Annotated in this window: 30 protein-coding genes; 13 read left to right on the top strand and 17 right to left on the bottom strand. The window is 64.5% G+C overall.

Translation table 11 applies throughout. The features are described from left to right. Nucleotides 1-68 precede the first annotated feature (68 nt). A complete protein-coding gene (locus ACQY5B_RS03880) occupies nt 69-1,049 on the top strand; it encodes a LysR family transcriptional regulator (RefSeq protein WP_420326297.1) in 981 nt (326 codons plus the stop codon). Between the two features lies 1 nt (nt 1,050). On the opposite strand, the gene ACQY5B_RS03875 is transcribed toward ACQY5B_RS03880, so the two are convergent. From ACQY5B_RS03875 to ACQY5B_RS03860, 4 genes are all read right to left on the bottom strand, one after another. Further along, entirely contained in the window at nt 1,051-2,283 is a 1,233-nt protein-coding gene (locus ACQY5B_RS03875; protein ID WP_305969569.1) for a glycosyltransferase family protein, read from the bottom strand. Nucleotides 2,284-2,287: 4 nt separating this feature from the next. Continuing rightward, the gene (locus tag ACQY5B_RS03870; RefSeq protein ID WP_305969570.1) at nt 2,288-3,058 is read right to left on the bottom strand and encodes an HAD-IIB family hydrolase; all 771 of its coding nucleotides are present in this window, start codon (nt 3,056-3,058) and stop codon (nt 2,288-2,290) included. A 136-nt stretch (nt 3,059-3,194) separates the two neighbouring features. After that, on the bottom strand, nt 3,195-3,824 hold the full coding sequence (locus ACQY5B_RS03865) for a nucleoside triphosphate hydrolase (protein ID WP_420326298.1): 630 nt from the start codon (nt 3,822-3,824) through the stop codon (nt 3,195-3,197). 463 nt (nt 3,825-4,287) lie between these two features. Beyond that, nucleotides 4,288-4,578 carry a hypothetical protein gene (locus ACQY5B_RS03860; RefSeq protein WP_420326299.1) on the bottom strand — a complete coding sequence of 97 codons (291 nt, stop codon included), beginning with the start codon at nt 4,576-4,578 and terminating at the stop codon, nt 4,288-4,290. 487 nt (nt 4,579-5,065) lie between these two features. Between ACQY5B_RS03860 and ACQY5B_RS03855 the strand changes: the two genes are divergently transcribed. Continuing rightward, a complete protein-coding gene (locus tag ACQY5B_RS03855; protein ID WP_424976714.1) occupies nt 5,066-5,917 on the top strand; it encodes an alpha/beta fold hydrolase in 852 nt (283 codons plus the stop codon). Between the two features lie 4 nt (nt 5,918-5,921). After that, nucleotides 5,922-7,178: a DUF2254 domain-containing protein gene (locus ACQY5B_RS03850; RefSeq protein WP_420326300.1), complete on the top strand. Its 1,257-nt coding sequence runs from the start codon at nt 5,922-5,924 to the stop codon at nt 7,176-7,178. A 6-nt stretch (nt 7,179-7,184) separates the two neighbouring features. Here the strand turns inward: ACQY5B_RS03850 and ACQY5B_RS03845 are convergent, their stop codons facing one another. The 6 genes from ACQY5B_RS03845 to ACQY5B_RS03820 all read right to left on the bottom strand — a co-directional run bounded on the left by ACQY5B_RS03845 (nt 7,185) and on the right by ACQY5B_RS03820 (nt 9,967). Continuing rightward, nucleotides 7,185-8,201: an AI-2E family transporter gene (locus ACQY5B_RS03845; protein WP_420326301.1), complete on the bottom strand. Its 1,017-nt coding sequence runs from the start codon at nt 8,199-8,201 to the stop codon at nt 7,185-7,187. 16 nt (nt 8,202-8,217) lie between these two features. Continuing rightward, the gene (locus ACQY5B_RS03840) at nt 8,218-8,598 is read right to left on the bottom strand and encodes a hypothetical protein (RefSeq protein ID WP_305969576.1); all 381 of its coding nucleotides are present in this window, start codon (nt 8,596-8,598) and stop codon (nt 8,218-8,220) included. Next, nucleotides 8,591-8,986 (bottom strand): phage holin family protein, encoded by a 396-nt coding sequence (locus ACQY5B_RS03835; RefSeq protein WP_305969577.1) that lies wholly within the window; start codon nt 8,984-8,986, stop codon nt 8,591-8,593. The genes ACQY5B_RS03840 and ACQY5B_RS03835 overlap by 8 nt, the downstream gene beginning before the upstream one ends. After that, nucleotides 8,973-9,332, bottom strand: a complete 360-nt coding sequence (locus ACQY5B_RS03830) for a hypothetical protein (RefSeq protein ID WP_305969578.1) — start codon at nt 9,330-9,332, stop codon at nt 8,973-8,975. Before ACQY5B_RS03830 ends, ACQY5B_RS03835 begins: the two co-directional genes overlap by 14 nt. Nucleotides 9,333-9,477: 145 nt before the next feature. Continuing rightward, the gene (locus tag ACQY5B_RS03825) at nt 9,478-9,738 is read right to left on the bottom strand and encodes a hypothetical protein (RefSeq protein ID WP_420326302.1); all 261 of its coding nucleotides are present in this window, start codon (nt 9,736-9,738) and stop codon (nt 9,478-9,480) included. Between the two features lie 67 nt (nt 9,739-9,805). Further along, on the bottom strand, nt 9,806-9,967 hold the full coding sequence (locus tag ACQY5B_RS03820) for a DUF1328 family protein (protein WP_219514833.1): 162 nt from the start codon (nt 9,965-9,967) through the stop codon (nt 9,806-9,808). 244 nt (nt 9,968-10,211) lie between these two features. On the opposite strand from ACQY5B_RS03820, the gene ACQY5B_RS03815 reads away from it, so the two are divergent. The 5 genes from ACQY5B_RS03815 (at nt 10,212) to ACQY5B_RS03795 (ending at nt 15,649) form a co-directional block, all read left to right on the top strand. Continuing rightward, nucleotides 10,212-11,327: a GAF domain-containing protein gene (locus ACQY5B_RS03815; RefSeq protein WP_420326303.1), complete on the top strand. Its 1,116-nt coding sequence runs from the start codon at nt 10,212-10,214 to the stop codon at nt 11,325-11,327. A gap of 293 nt (nt 11,328-11,620) precedes the next feature. Further along, nucleotides 11,621-13,270 (top strand): sensor histidine kinase, encoded by a 1,650-nt coding sequence (locus ACQY5B_RS03810; RefSeq protein ID WP_420326304.1) that lies wholly within the window; start codon nt 11,621-11,623, stop codon nt 13,268-13,270. A gap of 12 nt (nt 13,271-13,282) precedes the next feature. Beyond that, complete coding sequence (locus ACQY5B_RS03805; RefSeq protein ID WP_420326305.1) at nt 13,283-14,758, top strand: phospholipase D family protein; 1,476 nt, start codon at nt 13,283-13,285, stop codon at nt 14,756-14,758. Nucleotides 14,759-14,900: 142 nt separating this feature from the next. After that, complete coding sequence (locus ACQY5B_RS03800) at nt 14,901-15,368, top strand: baeRF12 domain-containing protein (protein WP_420326306.1); 468 nt, start codon at nt 14,901-14,903, stop codon at nt 15,366-15,368. Between the two features lie 83 nt (nt 15,369-15,451). After that, nucleotides 15,452-15,649, top strand: a complete 198-nt coding sequence (locus tag ACQY5B_RS03795; RefSeq protein ID WP_305969584.1) for a CsbD family protein — start codon at nt 15,452-15,454, stop codon at nt 15,647-15,649. A gap of 69 nt (nt 15,650-15,718) precedes the next feature. Here the strand turns inward: ACQY5B_RS03795 and ACQY5B_RS03790 are convergent, their stop codons facing one another. After that, on the bottom strand, nt 15,719-16,420 hold the full coding sequence (locus ACQY5B_RS03790) for a gamma-glutamyl-gamma-aminobutyrate hydrolase family protein (protein WP_420326307.1): 702 nt from the start codon (nt 16,418-16,420) through the stop codon (nt 15,719-15,721). Then, a complete protein-coding gene (locus tag ACQY5B_RS03785; protein WP_420326308.1) occupies nt 16,417-17,379 on the bottom strand; it encodes an amidoligase family protein in 963 nt (320 codons plus the stop codon). The genes ACQY5B_RS03790 and ACQY5B_RS03785 overlap by 4 nt, the downstream gene beginning before the upstream one ends. 195 nt (nt 17,380-17,574) lie before the next feature. On the opposite strand from ACQY5B_RS03785, the gene ACQY5B_RS03780 reads away from it, so the two are divergent. The 3 genes from ACQY5B_RS03780 (at nt 17,575) to ACQY5B_RS03770 (ending at nt 18,950) form a co-directional block, all read left to right on the top strand. Beyond that, on the top strand, nt 17,575-17,835 hold the full coding sequence (locus ACQY5B_RS03780) for a DUF7218 family protein (protein ID WP_420326309.1): 261 nt from the start codon (nt 17,575-17,577) through the stop codon (nt 17,833-17,835). Between the two features lie 36 nt (nt 17,836-17,871). Then, nucleotides 17,872-18,060, top strand: a complete 189-nt coding sequence (locus ACQY5B_RS03775; RefSeq protein WP_371931736.1) for a PLDc N-terminal domain-containing protein — start codon at nt 17,872-17,874, stop codon at nt 18,058-18,060. A gap of 392 nt (nt 18,061-18,452) precedes the next feature. Continuing rightward, the gene (locus ACQY5B_RS03770) at nt 18,453-18,950 is read left to right on the top strand and encodes a Dps family protein (protein ID WP_420326310.1); all 498 of its coding nucleotides are present in this window, start codon (nt 18,453-18,455) and stop codon (nt 18,948-18,950) included. A 71-nt stretch (nt 18,951-19,021) separates the two neighbouring features. On the opposite strand, the gene ACQY5B_RS03765 is transcribed toward ACQY5B_RS03770, so the two are convergent. Further along, nucleotides 19,022-19,834, bottom strand: a complete 813-nt coding sequence (locus ACQY5B_RS03765) for a response regulator (RefSeq protein ID WP_420326311.1) — start codon at nt 19,832-19,834, stop codon at nt 19,022-19,024. Nucleotides 19,835-19,936: 102 nt separating this feature from the next. On the opposite strand from ACQY5B_RS03765, the gene ACQY5B_RS03760 reads away from it, so the two are divergent. Together ACQY5B_RS03760 and ACQY5B_RS03755 are read left to right on the top strand one after the other, a co-directional pair. Then, nucleotides 19,937-20,107, top strand: a complete 171-nt coding sequence (locus tag ACQY5B_RS03760) for a NepR family anti-sigma factor (protein WP_305969592.1) — start codon at nt 19,937-19,939, stop codon at nt 20,105-20,107. Continuing rightward, complete coding sequence (locus tag ACQY5B_RS03755) at nt 20,100-20,645, top strand: RNA polymerase sigma factor (protein ID WP_305969593.1); 546 nt, start codon at nt 20,100-20,102, stop codon at nt 20,643-20,645. Before ACQY5B_RS03760 ends, ACQY5B_RS03755 begins: the two co-directional genes overlap by 8 nt. Before the next feature lie 55 nt (nt 20,646-20,700). On the opposite strand, the gene ACQY5B_RS03750 is transcribed toward ACQY5B_RS03755, so the two are convergent. From ACQY5B_RS03750 to ACQY5B_RS03735, 4 genes are read right to left on the bottom strand one after another with little or no spacing between them, the layout of a single operon-like run. Next, nucleotides 20,701-21,630 (bottom strand): metal ABC transporter permease, encoded by a 930-nt coding sequence (locus tag ACQY5B_RS03750; protein ID WP_420326312.1) that lies wholly within the window; start codon nt 21,628-21,630, stop codon nt 20,701-20,703. After that, nucleotides 21,627-22,844, bottom strand: coding sequence for a metal ABC transporter permease (locus ACQY5B_RS03745; RefSeq protein ID WP_420326313.1), 1,218 nt, complete (start codon nt 22,842-22,844; stop codon nt 21,627-21,629). The genes ACQY5B_RS03750 and ACQY5B_RS03745 overlap by 4 nt, the downstream gene beginning before the upstream one ends. Continuing rightward, nucleotides 22,841-23,656: a metal ABC transporter ATP-binding protein gene (locus ACQY5B_RS03740; protein ID WP_420326314.1), complete on the bottom strand. Its 816-nt coding sequence runs from the start codon at nt 23,654-23,656 to the stop codon at nt 22,841-22,843. Before ACQY5B_RS03740 ends, ACQY5B_RS03745 begins: the two co-directional genes overlap by 4 nt. After that, nucleotides 23,653-24,606 carry a metal ABC transporter solute-binding protein, Zn/Mn family gene (locus tag ACQY5B_RS03735; RefSeq protein WP_420328713.1) on the bottom strand — a complete coding sequence of 318 codons (954 nt, stop codon included), beginning with the start codon at nt 24,604-24,606 and terminating at the stop codon, nt 23,653-23,655. Before ACQY5B_RS03735 ends, ACQY5B_RS03740 begins: the two co-directional genes overlap by 4 nt. Nucleotides 24,607-24,721: the final 115 nt, after the last annotated feature.

Below are 24,721 nucleotides of genomic sequence, written 5' to 3'. Positions count from 1 at the left end.
GGAAACCATGCGAAGCGGACAATCATAGATCAAATAGATATGCAGAATGATGACTATAGGCGCAGTCTATGACCCCAGCCGATCCCGCAAGCGATCCACGCTATGAACCAGAGCGTATTGCACGCGAGCTGGACTGGAACCTGTTGCGTACTTTCGTGGTGCTGGCGGACAGTCACTCGATCACCGAGGCGGCACAGCGACTGAGGCTGAAGCAACCCTCTGTTTCCGCGGCACTTCAAAGGCTTGAGGACCGGATCGGCCGCAAGCTGGTCAACCGGTCGCCGGGGCATTTCCAACTGACAGATGCGGGTCGCCTGCTGTACCGCGAAGCGGTGGAAATCAATGGCTCGGTCCTGCGCCTGTCGACCCTGGTGCGCGAACTGACGGACGAGGTGCAGGGCCACGTCAAGATCGAGGTGGCCAGCCACGTCGTCTGCCCGGTTTTTGACCAGACACTGGCCGCGTTCCACCGCTCTCATCCCCGCGCCAGCCTGTCGATCGAGGTCCGTTCCAGCGCCGAGGCCATCGCCGAGGTCCTTGCCAAGCGCGCGTCCTTCGCCATCTGCCTGGTGCGGGATCACAGCCCCAAGCTGGAATATCGGCGCCTCTACCGCGAGTTTTTCGGCCTGTTCTGCGGGCCGGAACATGCGCTTTTCGGCCGGGACGACCTGTCGATCAGTGATCTTGCGGGGCTGGGGTCCGTCAGTTTCGAAACCGACCGGCTGCAGGATGTGCTGCGGCCCGTCACGCTGATGCGGGCCCAGGCCGACCTGGGCCAGCGGATCACCGGCGTCTCGACCAATCTCGAAGAGGTGCGGCGCATGATCATCGCCGGACTGGGCATCGGCCCCCTGCCCGTCCATGTGGCGGCGCGCGATGTACACGACGGGTTGCTGTGGCAACTGCCCCCCTACACCGACCTGCCCGCCATCGACGTGCACGTGGTCTGGAACCCGAAGGCGGTCAAGAACCGGGCCGAGGACCTGCTCCTGGCCGCCCTGCTGGAAGCCATCGAGGCCACGCCGATGGAGGAGCGCACCTACCGCTGACTCAGAACGCCATCGGAGTGAATTCCTCGTTGTCCGCGGCGACGGCGGCCCGCAATTCGCCCACGACGCCCGGGTCGGCGGCGTTCACGCGGCTCCAGTTCGGGACGAAGGGCGTCTCGTTGGGGTTGTCGAGAAAGACCTTGCCCGCCTCCACGATATTGTTGGCGAAAAGCTCGACCGTCAGTTCCTCGCGGTGGCGGTCGATGGTCAGCCCGTTCATCTTGGCGTCGTTGTCGTAGAACTCGATCAGGTCCAGCGCCACGCGGTAGTAGGTGGCCTTGAGCGCGCGGAAGACATTGGGCGTAAAGACGGTGCCATCTGCCGCCAGCTTGCGGAAGACCGCCTTGCAGATGTCCATCGACATGCGGTTGAGACCCGTGGCCGCGTCCTCTTCGCTGACCTGCTGGTGCTTGTGGTCATAGGCATCCGCGATTTCAACCTGGCAGACGGAATGCCGGCCCAGATTCCGCCAGACCTCTGACAGGACGCCGATTTCCAGTCCCCAGTCCGAGGGAATGCGCAGATCAGGCAAGAGCGACGTGCGCAGGGCAAACTCGCCCGACAGCGGGTAACGGAAGGCGCGCAGGTAATCGATGTAGTCGCGGTCCCCGATGGTACGTTTCAGCGCGATCAGCAACGGCGACACCAACAGGCGCGTGACCCGCCCGTTCAGCTTTCCATCGCCGATGCGCGGATAATAACCCTTGGACAGCTGGTAGCGGAAATTCGGGTTCACGACGGGGTAGACCAGCCGGTCGAGCAGGTCGCGTTTGTAGGTGACGATATCGCAGTCGTGCAGCGCCATGACCGAGGTATCGGCGCAGGAGATCAGGTAGCCCATGCAGGTCCACATGTTCTTGCCCTTGCCCTGTTCCTGCGGCGCCAGCCCCATCTCGGCCAGTTTGGCGTCCAGCTTTCGCATCCGGGGGCTGTCGTTCCAGAGGACAACGTGATCCTGCGGCAGCCGGGCAAAGAAATCTCGGGCGCGGCGGAACTGCTGTTCGGTGGCACGGTCGAGCCCGATGATGATCCGGTGCAGATAGGTGATCTTGCTCAGCTCATCGAGGATATTGCCCATCGCCGGCCCTTCGAGCTCGGAGTAGAGACAGGGCAGGACGAGCGTGATCTTGCGGGTCTGGGCGTAGGTCTCGATCTCGTAGATCAGCTCTTCCAGAGGGCGACTGCGCAGGTTGTGAAACTGCGCGATATTGCCGTTCTGATGGAAATCAGACATGAGATCAGTCCTTTATGTCGTTCAGTATGGCGAGGACCGCCGTATTCCAGCCTTCGGGGCCGGGACGCGCGGTGCGCCGAATGGTGCCTTGGCCCTCACCCGGAAGGGTCGGGATGCCGGGCCCGTGGTCGTTGCGCACGATCACGCCAAGGTCGGCGGCCTGCAGCATGTCGGTGTCATTGGGCGCATCGCCCAACGCCAGCGTCCGTTCGGCCCCAAGCTCGGCGGCAATCTCGCGCAGCCCGTCGGCCTTGGTGCGCCCATGCGACAGCGTCAGAAAACGCCCGCCGGACCTGCACGCGATGCCCCTGTCCGCCAGGGCTGCAAGGAATGTCTCCCGCATGGTCTCGTTCCCCTGCCAGAGTCCCGGCTCGGAATGTTGCCGTTGGCGCGCCAACGAGGCGGCTTCGGGGGTCAGGCCGGTGATCTCTGCCACTTCGGCATCGCTCATATCGCCAAAGCCCCTGAACGGCGCGCGCAAATCCGGCGGCAAGGCGTCCAGTGCGGACCGCAGGGCAACATAGGGCGTGGCGTCCCCTGCCGCGCGGCCGGGGCGATAGATCCCGGCCCCGTTCTCGACGATGGCGGGCCGGTCGCCCAGCGACAAGGCCGCGTGCAGGACGGCGACCTCGGCAGCCGTCTTGGAGGTGGCAAGGATCAGCGGAATGCCTCGCGCGGCCAATGCGTCCAGCGCGGGCTGCGCCGGGGCGAAAGAGTAATTTGCATGATCCAGAAGCGTTCCGTCCAGATCGCTGAAGACAACGAGTTTGTTCACATGGTCAACCGTTCATCCCACCCATGTGTGGACTATGGCCGTACCAAAGGTCGCTGGCCACAGCCAGCCAGGGCAACTCACGCAGCGCGCCCAATACATGAGCAAATGCACGCCATGCAGGCGGCACGCCCAATTTTTAGGCAATTTGTGAATGACGCAGTACTATGTCCACTGCCTCACGCTCGGCCATGACACGGCGGGCGTTGGGGATGTCATTGGCCAGCGCCTTGCGTTGCGCGGTTTCCTCGTCGAACCCGAATCCCAACCAGCGCGCCATCAGGCGGCGTTCCAGCTCTGCTTCGGGAACCTCCAGGAAGACCGACAGATCCCAGAGCGGCATCAGATCGGACCAGGGCGGTTCGGCGAAACACAGGTAATTGCCTTCGGCCACCACGATGCGCGTTTCCGGCCCGATTTCCTGGGCCCCGGCGATGGCGATCTCGCGCGAACGGTCAAAGACAGGCAGGAAGACCGAGGGATCCGCGGCGACGCGTCCCAGCGCGGTTTTCAGCCCGTCGAAATCAAAGGTCTCGGGCGCGCCCTTGCGCGACAACAGCCCGCGCGACTCCAGCAGGCGATCATCCAGATGGAACCCGTCCATCGGCATCAGGGCTGCCTCCGGGCCGAGTTGCTCCACCAGCGTTTCGGCCAGGGTGGATTTGCCCGACCCGGGCGGACCGGCCACCGCAACCATCAGGCGGCGCCCCTTGGGCGTGATCCCCGACAGCCGATCGGTGATGTCGCGAAGATGTGTTTCCGGGATCATCGGTCAGACCTCCTGCGCTGCGGCGACGGCGCCATTCCAGGCAGCACTTTGTGCAGCGGTTTCCCGCATTTTTGGCCAGTGCGCCCGTCGCCCGAAGATGTCTGACGGGACGTGCCTCGTCCAGCCCCAAGCGCACATGCGGCTGTTCACCCGAAGCACCGTGTTGTTTGAACTTGTCCCATCCGCCTGCCTCGCGTCCAAATGGCTGAGGGGCTGGCAGCCAGGATCGGGACAACCGGTCTTGCCGGCGCAAAAAAGATGCTCTTGACGGGAACCAATTGCTGCCTCGTGCATTCTCCAAATGACAGGCACGTCACGTGCGGGCGCAAATCTTTCCCCCAACGCCCGCACCAATCGCCCCCGCCCATTTTTTCCGGCGGGGGCTTTTTTTCGATCAAAAAGCAACGACAAAGCCGCGCACCCGACCGGGAGCGCGGCTTTGACAGCGGACAGCCCGATTTGATCAGTTACGCAGGGACGAATGAAGTGTTGGCGCGTCGCCATGCATGTCCACATGGCGCAGCGCGTCATGGTCTTGAAGGATCTCGTGGATCGCCATGACCTTGGCCACATGCGACGCGTCTGGGTGATCGACGATCACCTGCAGTCGGGCCTGCTCTGTTGCGGGTACCTGTGACAGCTCGAAGGCCTCGACGAAATTCCGCAGATCGGAGGCGAGCGCGTCCCGGACCTGCGCCTCGGCAGTGCCCACCATCAATGTGGCGGCGATAGAAAGGGCAAGAAAGCGGAGCATTGGGCAGCCTCCTGTTCTTTGGGTCGTCGAGGTTCGGGCAAAACTTGCCCAACCGGCCAAGCCACCTTGGCCTGGTCGGATGTCACAATCTGCGGATCGGGGTGTATTTCGCTTCAGCGCCGCATCTACGGAAACATGGGAAACGGGCGCGTCCAGTAAAAGGGGAAAGAATCGCGCGACAGGCCCCTTTGGGATGATGATACGTTGATCGTGTTCATCGCGTTCATTCCTTTACACGTCGGCGTGCCCGCCTCTGCGGCACCGCGGATTGCGGCACCCCGGCGGAGGGTTCTTGTCTGTGCAGGCGCATTTGCCTGCGGACGTGGACCTCCTTCCGCCGTCTTCGCAAATTCAACGCACGCATCGACCGAGAAGTTCCGCCCGGTCGATAATTCGCCGGGCAAGTCCGTACCGGGAACCGCAGAGACGCCCGCCGCGTTGTCACCGAGCCGGAGGCTTGTCTCCGACAGATGGCCAAAGGTTTCCGATGAACGTGATGTCCCTGCCCGATTGTCACCGCCCCCCCGGCAAGCACCCCTTGCGCGGCGGGGGCCCCTTGGTCTTTCTGCCCGGTCTCTTCATGACATGCGAGGCTTGGCTGCCGTTGTGCCAAGACATGGGGTTGCGCAACCGGTTGTTCCTCGACCTGCCAGGCCACGGGCCGCAGGAAGATCCAGAGACGGTGGCGCAGGATCTGGCATCGGGCAAATGGCTGGACCTGATGCTGGAGCGGATCATGGCGTTTTCCGGCGGTCGGCCCGTGCACCTCGTCGGCCATTCCAGCGGCGGACTCGTCAGCCTGCTGCTGGCGCGTCGTGCCCCGGAACTCGTGCGGTCACTCGTTCTGGTGGGATCGCCGGTCACGGGACACCGCGACCTGCCGCGAGACATCGGCGCGGCGATCCTCGCGCATGACATGGCCGGGCGCTGGTCGCTGCCGATGATGTGGCGCCTGAGCCTTGCCACGCGCGGGAATTTCGAGCGTGCAATGGCGACGGTTTTGCCACGCAAGGCCGCCGCCGGTGTGCCCGACGAGATGCGCCTGGCCCTGCAGTATCGCACCCCCGAAGCGATCCGCCAATTCGGCAAATGGGTGCTGAAGCAGGACATCACAGGGAACATGGCCGAGATCGCCCAGCCCTGCCTCGCCGTGATCGGACGGCAGGACACGGTCGTTCCGCCGCATCACCAGCTGAAGCTCTTGCGCCACCTGCCCCGGTCCCATGCCCAGCTTGTGCAAGGCGGGCACCTGCCCTTCATCGAACACCCGCGCGGCTTTTCCCGCGCGCTACGCGGCTGGCTTGCGCTTGACCATTCCCCCGGAATGGTGGCCTGCTGACCGCATGGCAGGCAAGCACACGATGAAACTGGTCCAGACGATGCTGACCCTGCGTCGGATCAGCCGCATTCTCTGGGTCCGGGTCGCATTGCTGTCCGCTCTGTCGGTACTGGCCGCACTGTCGGCTGAACTGCTGGGGCCGTTGATCCCGGACGGCCCGCGTGATCGCTTTTCCGAAGACGCGACCATGCCGATCCTGACCATCCTTGCCAATGGCATGCTGGCTGTGGCCACCTTTTCGCTGGGGGTCATGGTTTCGACCCACCGCACGCTGGCCCAGCAGACCACGCCGCGCATTCACCGCCTGCTGATGGAAGACACCTCGACCCAGACGATGCTGGCGACCTTCATCGGGGCCTTCGTCTTTGCCCTCTCCTCGATCATCCTTTACCGCGCCGGATACTATTCCGACAGCGCCTCGGTGATCGTCTTTGCCGTCACGGTTTTCGTAGTGGCCGCCATCGTGGTCTCGCTGGTGCGCTGGATCGGGCAATTGTCGCGGATCGGCAGCTTGGAATATGCGTTGCTGCGCGCCGAACAGACCGCGCGTGAAATCCTGTACCAACAGCGGCGCCTGCCCCGGCTGGGGGGCTGCAAGCTGGCGGAGATGCCCGCGGACGGCGTCGCAATCGAGGCGTCGCGCTCTGGCTTTCTGCGGCGCATCGACATGGACGAGTTGCAGAAACTGGCGAAATCCCATGAGGCCCGGGTCCATCTGGACCATCTGCCCGGAGACATCGTTCTGCGCAGTCAGCGTCTGGGCCTGTTGCACGGCTGCGACGAGCCCGAGAAGTTCGCCGCCTGTTTTGTGCTGGCCACCGACCGAACCTATGAACAGGACCCGGCCTATGCGCTGCAGGCGCTCAGGGAATCCGCCTCCAAGGCGCTGTCTCCCGGGATCAACGACCCCAAGACCGCCATCGACGTGATCGCGCGGCTGGAACGGCTGCTGTGGGACTGGGCGCTGAACCCGCCCGAAACCGAAGACCCTGTCTATGACCGCGTGTTCCTGGGCGAACTGGGCGCCGGTGATCTGGTCGAAGCCGGCTTTCGCGACATCACCCGTGACGCGGCAGGTTTCGGCGATGTGCTGACCGCGGTGGCAGAGGCGCTGGTGCGGCTGCGCGGCGCGATGCCAGAGGACGGTCGCAACGCCATTTCGGACCTGCTGGACGACCTGCGCGCGCATGGCGAGGCAGGGCTGATGACCGCGCGAGAACGCCGGCGGCTGACCGACCGGCTGGCCGATCTGGACGCCTGACCGCGCCTACTCTGCCGGTTGCAACTGCTCGGCACCCGATGGTCGCTTCAGCATCTCGGGTCTCATCAAGACGCCGAACCACAGCAACACCGGAAGCGCCACGATTGCCCCGACCGGCCCCCAGAGCCAGAGGCCAAAGACGATTGCCACGAAGACCCCCAGCGGATTCATCGCCAGCCTCTGCCCGACCACCCAGGGGGTGACGAAATTGGCCTCGGTGAAATTGGCCAGCAGGAACAAGGCAGGCGGCAGCAGGGACATGGCGCCGGTAAACTGCAACAACCCGGCGATGGCCAGACCGAAGATGATCAGCAGCGGCCCAAGGTACAGCATGTAATTCAGGATGGCGGCCGCCAGCCCCCAGAGCATGGGATACTCGACACCGATGGCCAGCATGATCAACGCCGTCACGACGCCCAGCCCCGCGTTGACCAGCGTCACGGCGGCAAAGTAGCGGGCCACGGCGCGGTCGGCCTTGCGCAGTTTCGGCTCCAACGAGCCGACGGCGGAATAAAGATCGTTGCGGGTGAGCACGAAGAAGAACAGCGTGCCGACAAAGACAAAGAACTGCGCACCAAAGTTGGGCGCCATCCACAGCGCGTCCCGCACGGTTGGCAGCGCGCTTTCACCGTCTTCGGCCGCGGGCTTGGCGCCTTCGATCTCTTCGCTGATTGTCTCGATCCCGCGAAGCACGTCCGAGAGCGAGGCGATCCAGCGTGTCGCCGCGGCCTTGAGCCGGGGCAGTTGTTCGATGAACATGTTGAGGAGCGGCTCGATCATCAGGATCAGCAGCGCGATCAGGCTGGTCGTGACCAGCAGCAAGAGGATCGCAACCGCGACCCGCGGGATGCCAACGTCGGTCAGGCGTTCGGCCAAAGGTGAAACGACGATGCCCAAGACCACCGCAAAGACAATGGGCGCAAGCAGTTGCTGACCCAGTTGCAGGGCGCCGGTCAAGGCGATCACGGTGAGGATCAGCAGCATCACGCGTTGCGCGCGTTCGCTGAGAACGGTGGTGAGCATGGTCAGGTCTCGCAGATCAATCGTCGCCGTGACTGTCACGGCCCAAGCCAGGCAGAAGCGCGCCGGCCAAGGCGCCTGCACCAAGGACCAGCGCCCCGGCTGTCAACATCGGTGCGCGGCTTTTCGGGGCATCATCCTTGGCAGAGCCGGAGGATCGTGCCCCCGTTCCCGTTGCGAACAGGCCCACGCCAAGGCCGATCAGCGCCGCAGCCGTCGGGTTGCGGCCCGCCGCGCCGACAGCGCCCCGGCCCAGGCGTCCGGCCTGTCCCATCGCGGCCCCGGTCAACGGCGCGGCGATGGCGCTTTTGCTGGTGCTTCCGCCCAGCGCCTCCAGCGCGATTTTCAGCCGGGCGCGGTCTTCGGCCGCCCGCATTTCGAGTTTCTCGATCTCAGCCACGGCGGACCTCCTGCAGGGTTTCCAGATCGCGTTTGACGTTGTTCAGGCTGCGCTTGGGCGTCAGGACCCGGGCGTTGATCCGTTTGCGGGCGATCAACACGCAAATCAGGGCAAGCACCAAGAGGCCGCCCCCCATTCCGCCCGCAGCCTCGACCAGCGTCAGGCCGCGCGTTTCCATCCAGGCGATCCCGGCGGTCGCGAGCGCATTCACTCCCGCGATGATCAGGACCAACGCCAAGGCGTAGAACACCAGGCCCGTCCCGGCCCGCGACAGGTTCTCCCCGATTTCGGCCCGCGCAAGCCGCATCTCGCTTTGCAGCAGGGAGGTCACCTGGCGCAGAACCTCGGTCAGAATGCGCGGTGCGTCGCGCAGGTCAGGACCGCTCATCATGTTCCTCCATCTGCATCCGTGTCAGAAGGTTGCGGTGATCCTGAGCGGGTGGGTGGGCGCCTCGGGCGCCGCTGTTGCGCGGCGCCCATGCATCGCGCACCTTGGTGTCGCGGGGCGGCAGATATGTTCCGCGCCGCTGCGCACGGCGACCGGCTGCGTAACCGGCCAAGGCGGTGGCCGCCAAGGCGAGTGCCGGATACCGGCGGGCGACGCCCAACGCCTGCGAGATCAGCCCCGCAGGACCGCCCGCGCCGGCGCGCAGCGCCAAGGTGCCCGCGTCGCGCGCAGCTTGCTTTTTTCCGGTAGAGCGAGAGGGTTTGCGGTCTTGCGTCTTGCGGGTCATCGGAAGGTGTCCCCTGGATTGCGTCCGTTGCAAAATGAACTGCCGGCGGCGCGAAAGGTTCCGCCTTCGGTCGCCGAACCGTCCGCCGAAAGGAAAAGGGCGCCGCTGATGCGGCGCCCTTTTCAACGGCCAAGTCACTGGCAGATCATCCCTTCTTGCGCATTGCCAGTCCCAGCAGGAGCCCGACACCAACGGCACCGGCAACAGCAAGGACAGGGTTGTCCCGCACCATCTGCGTGGAGTGGCGCGCGGCACGCTCGATCTCGTCCCGGCCTTCTTCGATGGCCCGGTCGATGGACGCCTGCGCCTCATCCAGCCGATCGCCTGCGGCGCGGGCATAGGCGGCGCCTGCCTCTGCGGCGTCGGAGGCGCCGTTGCGATGGCGGTCTTGGGTGTTCTTGCTCATGTCGTCCGTCCTTTGTCAGTGACTTTGGAAGATGCGCGGCCCGGACCTTGCCGGGCCGAGGCTCAAGTCATCCTCGGACCACGCGCGCCACCAGCGACACGACGAAGAGAACGAGGAAAACGAAGAACAGGATTTGCGCAATCCCGGCAGATGCGCCGGCGATGCCGCCGAACCCAAGTGCAGCGGCGATAAGTGCGATGATGAGGAACGTCAGGGCCCAGCCAAGCATGGTAAGTCTCCTTGTGTTTTTCCCTATGCGCCGTCCGTGGCGCTCTGGCAAAGGAACGTGCCCTGCCGCATAAAGGTTCCCGCCTTCCTGGTCGGAGACATGCCAACCTCCCGGGCGGAGAGGCAAAAAAACGCCTGAAGGGGCTTTCTTTTGGCCTTTCAATCCTACTTACCCAAGGTGATGCATTGATGATTGGGTTGGTCCGATGAAAGATACTCCGGAATTCACGACAAAGGTTGAGGACGTGACCCACCAAGACCGGCTTCGGGACCGGGAACGCCTGCAGGCGCTGGAACGGACCGGGCTGATGGACAGCCCCGCACCCGGAGCACACCAACGAGCCGCGCGCATCGCTGCACGCCTGATGGATGTTCCCGTCAGCCTCGTGTCGTTCGTGGACGACGAACGGCAATTCTTCTCCGCCGAGACCGGGCTGACCGGAGACGTCGCCGAGCAGCGCGGTACGCCGCTCAGCCATTCCTTCTGCCAGCACGTCGTCTCTTCCGAGGAACCGCTGGTTGTGCCGAATGCAGAGGCCGACAGCCGGGTCTGTGACAATGGCGCGGTCCGGGACATGAATGTCAGGGCCTACCTCGGCGTGCCGATCCGGTCCCCCGACGGCCATGTGCTGGGGTCGTTCTGCGTCATCGACGACAAGCCGCGCGACTGGACGCCAGATGACATCGCCAATATGCGCGACATCGCGGACATGATCGAATCCGACCTTCGCCTGCGAGAGACGCTCGAAGAGCGCGATATCGTCATGCAGGAGTTGACGCACCGCGTGAAGAACCTCTTTACCGTCATCAACAGCATCCTGCGCATGGAGCGCAACGCGCACGAGACCGCCGAGGCCCTGGCGGCAAGCGTGGGCGCGCGGCTCAAGGCGTTGAGCGATGCGCATGAGATGATCGTGCCCGTTGTCAACGTTCGCCGCAGCGAAGGGGCGACCACCACGCTGGATGCACTGACCCACAAGCTCTTGGCACCGCATGGGTCGGGACACGAGACGCGGATCACGATCGACGGCGAACATGTGCCCGTGGGTCCCAAGGCCGCAGTCTATCTGACACTGGCCCTGCACGAGCTGGCGACCAATGCGGCCAAGTATGGCGGCCTCTCCACCGACGGCGGGCAGCTAACGGTGAAATGGGAACGCAGCGGGTCCGAAGATGTCGTCATCAACTGGGAAGAGACCGGCCTGTCCTGGGACACCGAGGCCCGGCCGCGTTCGGGTTTCGGCTCTCGTCTTCTTTCGATCGCGGTCGAGGGGCAGCTTGCGGGTGAGATGACCACCCAGATAGAAGCGGGCATGTTCCAGAGACGGTTGCAGATTCCCCTGACCAGCCTGCAGGCCTGAGCCTCGAGAAAATCTTGGGAACCAATTCGGGACTTGCGGCATTCGCCCTTAGGGGACTGTAATTTCAGATGGGGATACTGCATGAGCAGGCAACGGCGAAATCCGCGTGAGCGGCGCGTGGGATCGAGGACATGTCCCGCCATGCACCGACGGCATGTGCCCCCGATAGCGGCCATTGCCGCCCCGCGTGTCCTCGCCCGTCCCCTTGCCTTTGCGTCCCGCCTTTCATGCCCAAGCGTCTGAACAGCCTCTATCGACTTGCACGCAGCCTGCCGGCACGCATTGCCTGCCTGATGACAATTGCGATGTTGCCGGTGGGTCTGATCGCAGTCTACCAGACCCAGGCCGTGATCGAGAGCGCGCGCGAACAGAACCGCGCCGCGCTGATGGCACAGTTGCGCGCCGAGGCCTCGCCTCAGGCCGAGACCATCGAAAGCGCCCTGGCCGCGGCACAGGGGCTTTCGGTGCTGATCACCAAGCTCGGCGCGGAAGACTGCAGCGACATCCTGAAGGGCTTTGTCGAAAGCAACGAGACCTATGCCTTTGCCGGGTTCATCGAATCCTCGGGCTGGCTGACCTGCAGTTCGACCGCCGACCGGATGGACCTGTCGCGCCGCGCGCCATTCAAGACCGTGATGGCCCGCGGCGGCGACAGCGTGCAGGTCAACCCCGAGGGTGCCGTGACGGGGCGCGATATCGTCATGGTGACGCATCCCGTGCGCGAAGGCGGCGAGATGGTCGGCTTTGTCTCGTTGTCGATCCCCCACGCGACCCTGAATGAAACCCTGGAAGATCCCGACCACGACGGGGCGTTGCGGCTGGCGGCGCTGGACATAGAGGGCGAGATCCTTGCCGCGTCGCTGGGACGTGACGCAGCACCTGACTACCTGCCGCGCGACATGGCCATGTCAGAGATCCTCCGGGAGCCGGGCCGGACGTTCCGTGCGGTCAGTGGTTCGGGCGAAACGCGCTATTTCGCCGTCACGCAGATGGTGCCGGGCAAGGTCATGCTTCTGGGCAGCTGGCCGCTTTCGGCCGTGCCCGATGCGGATAGCCGGCTGCAAAGCGCGATTGCCACCTCGCTGCCAGTGCTGATGTGGCTGGCCGGGGTCGGCGTGGCCCTGTTCGGCATCCAACGGCTCGTGATCCGCCATGTCGCGCAACTGCGCAACGCGATGCGCCGCTTTGCCCTGGGCGAACGCCAAGAAACGACGCTGGACCTGCGCGACCCGCCGGCGGAACTGGAGGAGGCTCAGCGCGCCTTCAACCGCATGGCCTTGCTGATCGCCGAGGGCGAACAACGCCGCGAACAGGATCTCAAGGACAAGGAAGTGCTGCTGCGCGAGGTGCATCACCGGGTCAAGAACAACCTGCAACTGATCGCCTCGATCATGAACATGCAGTCGCGTGACCTGGAAACCGACGAGGCCAAGCACGTCGTGTCCGAGCTTCAGCGTCGGGTGCGCGGCATGGCCGTGCTGCACCGCGCGCTTTACAACACGCCGACCAGCACGACGGTGGACGCCGCTGACCTGGTGCAGGCGGTGGTCCGCGATACGCAGGACCTCGTCGGCGCGCGCGGCAAGATCGAAATCGACACCGCGCTCGAGCATGTGGCCCTCTATCCCGACCAGGCCATCCCGCTGTCGCTGTTCGTGGCCGAGACGCTGAACACCGCGATCCGGCAAACCTGCAATGCGGACCCGCGCGACCGGATCGGCGTCCGGCTGTCCTCGAGCGGCGGTGACGAGGTGCAGCTGTGCATCGACAGCTCCCCCGCCGATCCCCTGGCCGCCGGGGCAGAGGCACCGCTCCCGGACGGCATGGCGCAGAAGATGATTGCCGCCTTTCTGCGGCAATTGGACGGAAAGATGGAAACCACATCGGATGATGGACGTTACCGGGTGACAGTCATGTTTCCACGCGCCGCCTACGGCGCCTGACAGGGGGGCCGGATGGCCGGCGACTTCGAAGTGATGATCACGGCCGACGAGGCCTGGCCGGCGTTCGAGCGGGCGGTGCTGGCTGCACGCAAGCACGTGGTGGCCGGTTTCCGGATCTTCGACCTGTCGACCAAGCTGCGCAGCGCCGAGGCCCGCGAGATCGGCACGGACTGGTTCGACCTGCTCGCCCATGCCGTGCAGCGCGGCGTGCGGATCGACCTGACCGTCAGCGATTTCGACCCGGTCATGGCCACTGAACTGCATGAACTCAGCTGGCGGACCGTGCGACAGGGTGTGGCCCTGTCCGAGGCGACAGGCGCGGGCAAGGATCAGCTGAACATCCGCGCCCACCAGCACAGCGCGCGCGCCGGGATGCTGCCGCGCCTGGCCTTCCTGCCAGCGGTCCTGCGCCGACGCTGGGAACGCCTGCGCGAAACGACCCCGGTCGAACGCCGGTTCGAGGCGGTCGGCCTGCAACGGACCGTCATGCCGAACCTGCACACGGTGTCCCATCACCACAAGGCGGCCGTTATCGACGACGAATGGCTTTATGTCGGTGGATTGGACCTGAACGAAAGGCGCTACGACACCCCAGATCATGATCGGCCTGCGCGGCACACCTGGTCTGACGTGCAGGTCATGCTGCGCGGCCCCGAGGCTGCCGCCGCACGTGCGCACCTCGAAAGTTTTCAAAAGGTGACCGAGGGCCGCGCGCCGCCGCCGCCCTGCCCCGGGCTGAAACGGACATTGTCGGCGCCTCGGCGCCTGCAACTGCCTTATCTCTCGCCCCGCACGCTGGTGTCCGAAATCGAGGAGGCACACCTGGAGGCCTTTCGCAAGGCACGCCACCTGGTCCATATCGAGACCCAGTTCATCCGTTCCAGCCGGATCGCCGAGGCGCTGGCAGAGGCCGCAGCGCGCAATCGCGACCTGAACGCCATCATCGTCATGCCGGGACTGCCCGAGGACGTGGCCTTCGACTCCTCCGAGAGCCTGGACGCCCGCTATGGTCTTGCCCTGCGCCAGCAGGCGGTTGCCACCCTGCGCGAGGCGTTCGGCGACCGGCTGACGATCGCGACGCCGGTGCGCCCGGTGCTGGCCGCCCGCGATAGTTGCGAGACGCTGGCCGGGTCGCCGCTGATCCATGTGCACAACAAGGTGCTGATCCGCGATGCGGCCTCTGTCCTGATCGGCTCCGCCAACCTGAACGGGCGGTCAATGCGCTGGGATACGGAACTGGCGGTCGAGATCACCCAGCCGGACCGCGTGGCGCGGGCGCGTCACCGGCTGTTGTCGCACTGGTGGCATGAACCGCTTGCCCCCGAGGCGATGTCGCCGGACACGCTTTATCCCCTGTGGCGCGACGAGATCCGCCGCAACGGCCTGCGTCGCCCCGAGAACCGGAGCGGTTTCCTGGTGCCCTTCGACGCCGCAGAAGGCGCCGACCTCGCGCAGGAACTGCCTGGCGTGACCGAAGACATCGTCTGAGCAGGGAACACCGGCCCGCATTCGCGCGTTGGTTTCTTGCCAGCGTGCAGAGCGAACGCGCTCTGCGCCCGGGCAGTCGCTGCCTGCGAGCAGCCGGCTGGCCGCCCCGATGTCACCACGGACAACAAAGGAGGATCACGACATGATGAGAGCCAAGGGCGTGCCGCATGGCACCTGGGTGCTGATCGCCGATGGAGAAAAGGCGCTGTATCTGGTGAACAAGGGCGACAAGGCGCATCTGCACCTGGTGGTGCGGGACCGCGCGGATCAGGAAAATCCCAAGGCACAGGACTGGGCCGAGAACCGCCCCGGCCGTTTCAACGACGGGCCCGGCGCACAGCGCTCTGCCGTGGATGACACCGATTGGCACGAGTTGGAAAAGGAACGCTTTGCCAAGACCATCAGCGAGGACCTCTACAAGGCCGCCCATGCCGGCAAGTTCGACCGGCTTATCATCGCTGCGAGCCGCCCGGTGCTGAGCGCTCTGCGCGAGGAAATGCACGAGGAGGTCACCTCCAAACTGGTGCTGGACCTGCCGAAGGTACTGACCAACCATCCGCTGGACGAGATCGAGACTGCAATCACCCGCGCTCTGGAAGACGCCGCCTGAGGTGGAACGGATCGCCCCGCGGGGCGTTCTACCAACAGAGGCCCGGAACGGCTCCGGGCAATGAGATGCAAAGGAGATATCCGATGGACAGGGATCGCCTCGAAGGAAAATGGACAGAGATCAAAGGCCGGCTGCGCGAAGCCTATGGCGTTCTTTCGGAAGACGAACTGGAAGAGGCTCGCGGCGACCGCGAGCAGCTGGAAGGCAAACTGCAGCAGCGGCTGGGCCAGACCAAGGACGAAGCCCGCAAGACGCTGGATGACATCCTGGCAAAGGTCTGAACAACAAACGGCTGACAAGAACAAAAGGCCCGCCACTCCGGCGGGCCTTTTTCCGTGTTCAGGGGGCATTCATGCGGGCGAGAGGATTTGCGACCGGTCTTCTGAATAGGCCAATGCAGCGCGGCTTAGCGCGCGAAAGATCGCGCGCTGCCGATGTGCATAAAACAGGTGTTCGGGATGCCACTGCACGCCCAGCGCAAAGGGATCGTGACAGCGTTCGATGGCCTGCACCATGCCGTGCGTATCGCGCGCGGCGACGCGAAATTCCCGGCCCAGCCGATCGACGGCCTGGGTATGCAGGGCGTTGACGGCCATCGGCGCCTCACCCGACCAGGCTGCCAGTTGCGTCCCTGCTTGGACATGTACCTCGCGCCGCGGCAGGATGGTCTTGATCGGCTGGGCCTCGGGATAGAGGGACCAGGCATCCTGGTGCAGAGTCCCCCCCGCCGCGACGTTGAGCATCTGTGCCCCGCGGCAGATGCCCAGCACGGGGATGCCGCTGGACAGCGCCTTGCGCGCGATGTCGTGTTCCATCGCGTCGCGGTCATGGTCCAACCGCGCGGTTACTTCAAGACGGGCACCGTACAGATCGGGCGAGATGTCGTCGCCGCCACCGATGATGACGCCGTCGACGCGGTCAAGGTCGATGTCCGACCGCGTTGTCCACCGCAGGGCACGCGCCCCGGCCAACCAGAGATTCAGTCGCACCAGCGGAAAAATGCGCCACCCCGAGCGTGTCGAGGTGGTCACTGCGATCAACGGGCGGCTCACCGGAACAGCTCCTCGCCGTTCTTGCCGATCACCTGGATCACTTCCTCTACCCAGCGCCCGCCATGTCCGCCACCACGCCGCCAGGCCTCGTGCAAATTGTCAAAGCGGGCCTCGTCCGTCGCCAGCGCTTCGACCAGCCACCATCGGTCCCATTCGTCCGCGATCGACCATTCCGGCTCATCCAGACGGCAATCCGGCAGGCGAAAGTGAAAGGCAGGACGGGCGCCGCTGGCCTCCTTTCCGAAGGTCGCCGCAAACCCATCGGGGTCATGCGCATGCAGGATCGGCAAGAGATCCAGCCCGTAGTTCCGCCCGTGGAGATGTTTGTGAACCAAGTCCCGGAGCACCGCCAGGTCCAGATCCTCGGCTGTGACAAGCGCATCGGTGAACTGCACGGGCCAAGGATCGACAAAGGGAAGGATGCGGCGCGACATGTCCAGCGGGCGCCAGTCGCGCAGCCAAGGTTCCAGAAGGCCATAGGCGACCACCGTACGCAGCATGTAGGGATCGTCGTATCCGGTGATCTCGGGATTGAAATGGATGCCGAACCCGGCAAATAGGCTGTCAGACGTACCCTTGCCACCAGCGTTTCGAAGAGCCTCGGTCAGGTCCAGCACCCGGTCCATCTGCTCTGGCGTCAATGGGGGCGTGACCACTTCGACGGGCACGACGGCGCGGGCGGCATCCAGCACACCTTCGGGCAGGAACTGCTGTCCGGGCTTTGCATACCGCGTGTCCAGCTCGACGCAGATCGTGCCAAGGCCACTGTCCTCGATCGTGAACAGATGCTGCCCCTGTTGCTTGACCACGCCGCCCAGCGTCCGGGCCACGATCTGCGCGGTATTCGCCTCGTCAACTCCCGAAAACTCTATTTCGATTCCGCAACGGCGCAGTTTGCCGGCACGCGTTTTCTCATTGGGCAGGGCGCGAAACCCGCCGACACGATTGCTGTTGTCCATGCCTGCGCAACGCTCCTTCTCGCCTGCCGGTTCCCGAAAAAAACCGCGTAGTTTGGTGGCTGCGGCGCGAAACGCAGGGAACCGCCAAGGGCGCCGGGCGTTTCACCCCTGAACAGTTTCGCACGTTCAAACCGGCCGGCAATGCAAAATCGCCAAGCCGGTCGCACGCGGGACATGTATGCAGGAGACGAAGCGATGGCCAAGCAACACGGCCCCTCGATCAAGGACGACGAAACCTACCAGGCGCTGCGAGACAAGGGCTATGCCAAGCCGAAGGCCGCGGCGATCGCCAATGCACAGGCGAACGACAACATGGCCCCGTCCCGCAAGGGCGGCAAGGCGGCCCCTTACGAAGAGTGGACCCGCGATGAACTGTACGACTGGGCGCGCGAACTGGATGTCGATGGCCGCTCGAAGATGACCAAGTCGGAACTGATCGACGCACTGCGCGGCTGAACCGCGACACGAAACCGAAAGGAGACTATCATGGGTATCGAAATTGCAGGTTTGGGCGGATTGATCCTGTTGGGCCTCGCGGTCTGGGCAATCGTCAACATCGTCAATTCCAGCGCAAGCACCGGCGGAAAGGTCCTGTGGACGCTGTTCGTGCTGTTGCTGCCACTGCTGGGCTTCATCATCTGGCTGATCGCGGGCCCGCGCGCCACGCGCCGCCTGGCCTGACCGAACTGCCAGATCCGATCACGGAAAAGGCCCACGCTGGTACAGCGTGGGCCTTTTCATCTGCGGCGGTCAATCAGCGTATGTCACGGCTCCGGTGCGCCCGTCGATCTGTGTCTCTGCCCCCTCGGGCGCATCGGCGCTCACGGTGATGTAGACCAGAAGACCTGCCAACAATACCGCGGCGACCGCTCCTGCGGTTCCGATGCCGGTCAATGCAGGACGATGGCGGCGCGTTTGTCTTTCGATGTCAGTGTCAGGTGGGGACATTTTGCTTCCTCTGCGGTTGTTCTTAGGAAAACGCCCACCTCTCTCCTTGCGTTCCGCGACACCTTGTCCGGAACCTTTCCGGATGCTGTTCGTTGTCTGATTAACCAACGAAACAGGAGACTTAGATGACTGACTCGCTGAAGGTCGTTCCCACCGAAGATTCCGTTTCCACCGGGGTCAAGGACACCGAAACCCTGGCAAGCGGCCTGTCGGACGTATTGGCCGACACCTACCGGTTGCTGTTCAAGACCCACGCAATTCACTGGAACGTCGAAGGGCCGCTGTTCTTTTCCGTTCACAACCTGACCGAAGAACAGTATCAGGATCTCTTTGCCGCGGCTGATGAACTGGCCGAACGGATCCGCGCCCTGGGCCATCTTGCGCCGGCGCGTCTGGACGACATCACCAACAGATCGCGGGTCGACGACGTGTCCGCCAAGGCGACAACCGCCGACATGATCGAGGAACTGGCCCATGATCACGAGAAACTGGCACACCGGCTGCATGCGCTGATCGCATTGGCCGACACGCATCGTGACCCTGTGACCGAAGACTTGGCGACCGCGCGCAGCGCCTTTCACGAAAAGGCAGCCTGGATGCTGCGCGCTCTGGCAAAAAGCTGAGGCACCGACCTGCGCAAACAAAAGGCCCGCCGAAACCGGCGGGCCTTTTCTTGTTCGCACCAGCGATCCGGTCAGCGGATCAATGTCTCTGTCGAGGCAAAGAACAGCGCCTGGCTGACCGCCGACCGCACCTGGTTTTCGGTGTACGGCTTGGAAATCAGGAAGGCCGGCTCCGGCCCCTCGCCTGTCAGCAGACGTTCCGGGAAGGCGGTGATGAAGATCACGGGCCGCTCTCCGTCGCGGGCAAGGATCTGGTTGACCGCGTCGATACCGCTGGAGTCATCCGCCAGCTGGATGTCCGACAGGATCAGGTCCGGGGCTTCGCTGCCGGCAAGATCCAACGCCGCCGCCTCGGTCCGGGCGACCCCGGTCACACGGTGTCCCATGTCCATCACGATGCTTTCAAGATCCATCGCGATGACCGCTTCGTCCTCGATGATCATGATCTTGCCGGAAATCGCATCGCGCATCTCCAGGAAGGCCGTGTCGACATATTGTCCCGCTTCCTCGGCCGAGACCTGCATGATCTGGGCGACCTCCTCGATCGAAAATTCCTCGATCGTGTGCAGCAAAAGCGCCTCGCGCGTGTTTTCCGTCAAGCGCGACAGGTGTTTCTGCGCCCGCGCCGCCAGCCCTGTCTCGCCCCCATCTTCGACCGGCATGCCCGAGGACATCCAGATCGCATGGAACACGCGGAACAACGCGACCTTGTCGGTCAGGCCGGCATCGTACAGTTCGGGGTCGTTCAGGATCGCCTCAAGCGCTGCAGCGGCATAGCGGTCGCCGCTGTCCTGGCGCCCGGTGAGTGCGCGGGCGTAGCGGCGCAGGTAGGGAAGGTTGCCGCCGATTGCGGTTGTCATGTCCGAAGATGACTGAGCCGTCATGCTTGTTGCTCCAAATATTAGTGCTACCTATGGAACCGAACGCAGGCTGCAACGTTTTGGTTCCGTAATGAGGCGTTGCGAGATCCAAAGATGACAAGACACATGACGCGAAAACAACTCAATTCAAGAGTCGTCGATGAAATCGACCGGAACTTGAGGCAGGCCTTCGATGATATGGCCCAACAGCCCGTGCCTGATCGGTTCACCGATCTGCTGGCACAATTGAAGGCTGCCGAAGAAAAGAAAAGCAGCGGGGGCCAGCAAGATGCGTGACCCCCGCGAGGAACTGACCGATCATATCGGCTCGTTGCGCGCCTTTGCGCTGTCGCTGACCCGGAACGCCGCGACGGCGGATGACTTGGTGCAGGAGACGCTGGTCAAGGCATGGACGAACATCGACAGCTTTCAGCAAGGCACCAACATGCGGGCTTGGCTGTTCACGATCCTGCGCAACACGTTCTATTCGCTGCGGCGCAAACGCAAGCGCGAGGTCGAGGATGCCGACGGCACGATGGGTGAAAGTCTTGCGACCAAACCGGATCACGATGGCCGTCTGAACCTTCGCGATTTCAAGGTGGCCTTTGACCAGTTGCCCGATACCCAGCGCGAGGCGCTGGTGCTGATCGGCGCTCAGGGCCTGGCCTACGAAGAGGCGGCAGAGGTCTGCGGCGTCGCCGTAGGCACGATCAAGAGCCGCGTGGGCCGCGCCCGCACCCGCCTTGCTGAATTGATGGAACTGTCCGAGGAGGAAAGCCTCGAGATCACGGACTCCGTCACGCAGGGCGTCGTGGGGTCTCGCCCGGCCGCCTGATCCGTTTCGCCGCCTCACACAACTCGGCCCGCCTGATGCGGGCCGTTTTTTCGTTTCAGACCTCTGCGCGCGCGCCCACGCGTGCGCGATGGGGGCCAAAGGCGCAGGCCAGCGCCAGGATGATCCCCGAAACAGTGGCAATCATGCCCGCAGCGCTGACGGCATTTTCGCCGCCCAACCAGAGCGGCCCGTAGCCCGCCAGGACATACCCCAGCACCGCAGATATCACGGCGAACAGCACCGACCACCAGACCTGCCGCTCCAGCCCGTTGGTCATCATCCTCGCCGCCGCAGGCGGGCAGATGAACATGGCGATCACGATGATCGACCCCACCGCGTCGAAGGCGGCCACGGCAGCCACCGCAGCCGTGATGACCAGCCCCATGCCGATCGCACCCACCGGCAGGCCCAAAGCCTGGGCAAAGCCCTCGTCAAATGTGGAAATCTTCAGCCAGCGCCAGAAGACCAGCGTCAGCAGCATCACGCCCGCGCAGACCACGGCAATGCGCGGCAATTCTTCGGGCACGCCGGCCAGCGCCCAAGGATCGATCAGCGAGGACCAGTCCGTCGCGCGCAGCCAGACCAGCGATTCAAGATTGCCCATCAGCGCGTGCTCCACGTCCAGGTGGACGCTGGACGTATCGCTTTGTTCAAGCAGCAAGACGCCGCCGGCAAAAAGCGTGGTAAAGGTCACGCCCATCGCCGCGCCCGGCTCGATCCGGCCAAGGCGCTTGATCGCCTCGATCAGAACAACCGCCACCACGGCGGCCCCGGCGGCCCCCAACAACATCGGGATCGCAGCCACGACGCCTGTCAGCAGAAAAGCCACCACGATCCCGGGCAGGACAACGTGGCTGATGGCATCGCCGATCAACGCCTGCCGCCGCAGGATCAGGAAATTCCCCGGCAGGGCGCAGGCGACAGAGGCCAGCACGCCGATCAGCATCGGCGTCAGAGAGAACATGACGAATTCGCTGCCCATCACGGCCCCTCTTGTATGGCGCGCGGACCGCCGATGCGACGGTCGAACTCGGCGATCTCGTCAGGGGCAAAGACCTCCTCGATCGGGGTCAGCCCGTCATAGCGCCCGGTCAGCCCTGTATCCTGATGGATTTCGCGCGCAACGTCCCAACGGCGTTCGTCGCGGGCGATCTTGGCCGCCTGGGCCCGTCCCGTTTCGGTGGCCACGCCATCTGCACGGATCAGCCCCTCACCCCGCAGGACACGCAGGGTCAACTCGTCGTGGATCGGCTCCCGTCGTGCCAGCGCCAGCAACCCTTGCCGCCGGTGCACCTTGCGCTGAAAGCGCCGATGCCGGAACACCGCTGCCGCCACGCCGCGTGCGGGCGCCAGGAACAACGACAGCAGGAACAGCAGCGCGGCGACCAGCACGATGATCGGCCCGGTGGGCAGATCCGGGGCCGAGGCCGAAAACGCCGCGCCCAGGTAGCCGGACACACCGCCGATGCCCCCGGCGTACCAGATCAGAGACTGGCTGCGCTCTGTCCAGAACCGGGCGGTGACCGGCGGGATGATCAGCATCGCCACGATCAGGATCAGCCCGACGATCTTGAGTCCGATCACAGTGACCGCCATGACCAGCGCCATCATTAGCCGGTCGATCCCCGGCACGTTGACGCCGCTCGCCGCCGCGTATTCCGCGTCAAAGGCCACCAGCGTCATCGGCCGCCGCATCACCCAGGTCGCCAGAACCGCCAATGAGCCCCCCACGGCGATCACGATGGCATCCTGAAACAGCATCCCGGCGGTCGAGCCCAGCAGAAAGCTCTCGAGCCCCGCCTGGCGGCCGGAACTCATGGTCTGGATCACGGTCAGGATGACGATCCCCAGCCCGAAAAAGACCGAGAGCACCGCACCGATGGCCGCGTCCTCGCTCAGCCGGGTGCGCCGGGTCATCCATTCCACCGCCAAGAGGCCGATCCCGGCGGTCACGGCGGACCCGGTCAACAATCCCAGCAGGTTGCGTCCGTCCCCGCCCAGCCAGACCATCGCGATGAAGGCTAGCCCGACGCCCGGCAGCGTGGCATGAGCGACGGCGTCCGAGACCAGCGCGCGCTTGCGCAGGAAAAGAAAAGTCCCGGCGGCGCCTGCAGCAAAGCCCAGCAGAGCGGCGCCCACCGCGACCAGCGCTGCGTTGTATCCCGCCTGCAGCAGTAGCGCCTCGATCAGCGGTGTCACGCGCCCTCCACCAGATTCAACTGATCGATGTGCGTCGCGGCCAGGCGCCCGCCATAGGTGGCGTTCAGCGTTTCTCCGTTGAAGGTGGTCGCAACAGGCCCTTCGGCGATGCCGCGCACGTTGATCATGAAGACATTGTCGAAATAGTCGCGCACCGTGGCCAGGTCATGGTGGACGCAGACCACCGCCTTGCCTTCGGACTTGAGCGATTTCAGCACGTCGATGATCGCCCGTTCGGTCGCGGCGTCCACCCCGGCAAAAGGTTCGTCCAGCAGGTAGAGATCCGCGTCCTGCGCCAGGGCCCGTGCCAGAAAGACCCGTTGCTGCTGACCACCGGAGAGCTGGCCGATCTGGCGGTCGGCAAAACTGGCCATGCCAACCCGGTCGAGGCAGGACAGCGCCCGCGCCTTCAGCGCGCCGGTCAGCCGCCCCAGCAGGCCGACCTGCCGATACAGACCCATCATCACCACGTCGATCACCGTGGTCGGGAAATCCCAGTCGACGCTGGCGCGCTGAGGGACATAGGCGATGCGCCCGCGAACCGTCTCGATCGGTTGTCCAAAGACGCTGACCTCACCCGACAGCCGCGGGATCACGCCCAGTGCCGCCTTGAGCAAGGTCGACTTGCCGGCGCCATTCGGCCCGATGATGGCGGTCATCTCGCCCGCCGGAAACGCCGCATCGACGGAAAATACAGCGGGCTTCTCACCGTAGGACACCGTCAGCCCGCGCAGGCTCAGGGCGGCATCCGGGCGTACCGGCGCCGCCGTCTGTCCGCCGGATGCGGCCAGGGTCACGGAAGGATCGGTCATCCGTTCAACAATCCTTTCATGCCGTCAGGGGGCACGTCGCCGCCCAGGGCCCCGGCAATGGTGGTCGCGTTGTGGTCGATCATGCCGATATAGGTGCCGACATAGGTGCCCGGCTCGCCCATCGCGTCCGAGAACAGCTCGCCACCGATGACAACCTCGTGCCCCTTGGCGGCGGCGCCTTCGATCAGCGCACGGATGTTGCGGTCGGAGACCGAGCTTTCGACAAAGACCGCGCCGATCCGGCGATCCACCAGCACATCCACAAGATCCGCGATCCGGCGCAGCCCGGCCTCGGACTCTGTCGAGATGCCCTGGATGCCCATGACCTCGAACCCGTAGGCCTGCCCGAAGTAGTTGAAGGCATCATGCGCCGTGACCAGCACGCGGCTTTCCTCGGGCACGCTGGCAAGGATACCGGCGGCATAGGTGGCCAGTTCGTCCAGTTCTGCCAGGTGCGCGGCGGCATTGGCGGCAAAGACCTCGGCACTGTCGGGCCGGGCCGCGCTCAATGCATCGCGCACGTTTTCCACGACATGCTTCCAGAGATCGGGCACCATCCAGACGTGCGGGTCGAACTTGTCGTCGTAGTCGTCATGGGCCAGCAGCAGGTCGCGCGGCATCCTCTCGGCCACTGCGGTAACGGTGCCACGGTCGCCAAGGTCCTGAAGAAACTCCTCCATCTGCGCCTCGAGGTAGAGCCCATGCCAGAGCACCACATCCGCGCGGGCCATCGCCACGATGTCGCTGCGGGTCTGGCGATAGCTGTGCGGGTCGACACCGGGCCCCATCAGGCCACGGACCTCGACTAGATCGCCCCCGACCTGCCGCGCCGCGTCTGCGATCATGCCCGTGGTCGCGACCACGGTTGTCACGCCCTGCGCCGCCAGGCCTTTGGCCGACAGTGCCAACGGCAGGGTCGCCAGTCCGGCAAGAAGCTCTCGCTTGGTCAAAGTCACTGTGCACCTCCTCAAGACGACACCCCGGCGATGCACTCGCCGAGGCGTTTCTACATGCGAGATATAGTGCGACTAATTCGCAAGAGTCAATGAAATTGAGAATTACTCG

The sequence above is a fragment of the Antarctobacter sp. genome, from assembly GCF_965277915.1.
Taxonomy (GTDB): Bacteria; Pseudomonadota; Alphaproteobacteria; order Rhodobacterales; family Rhodobacteraceae; genus Antarctobacter.
The sequence above is the reverse complement of the archived record's forward strand: the minus strand, read 5'-3'. Positions and strand labels throughout refer to the sequence as shown.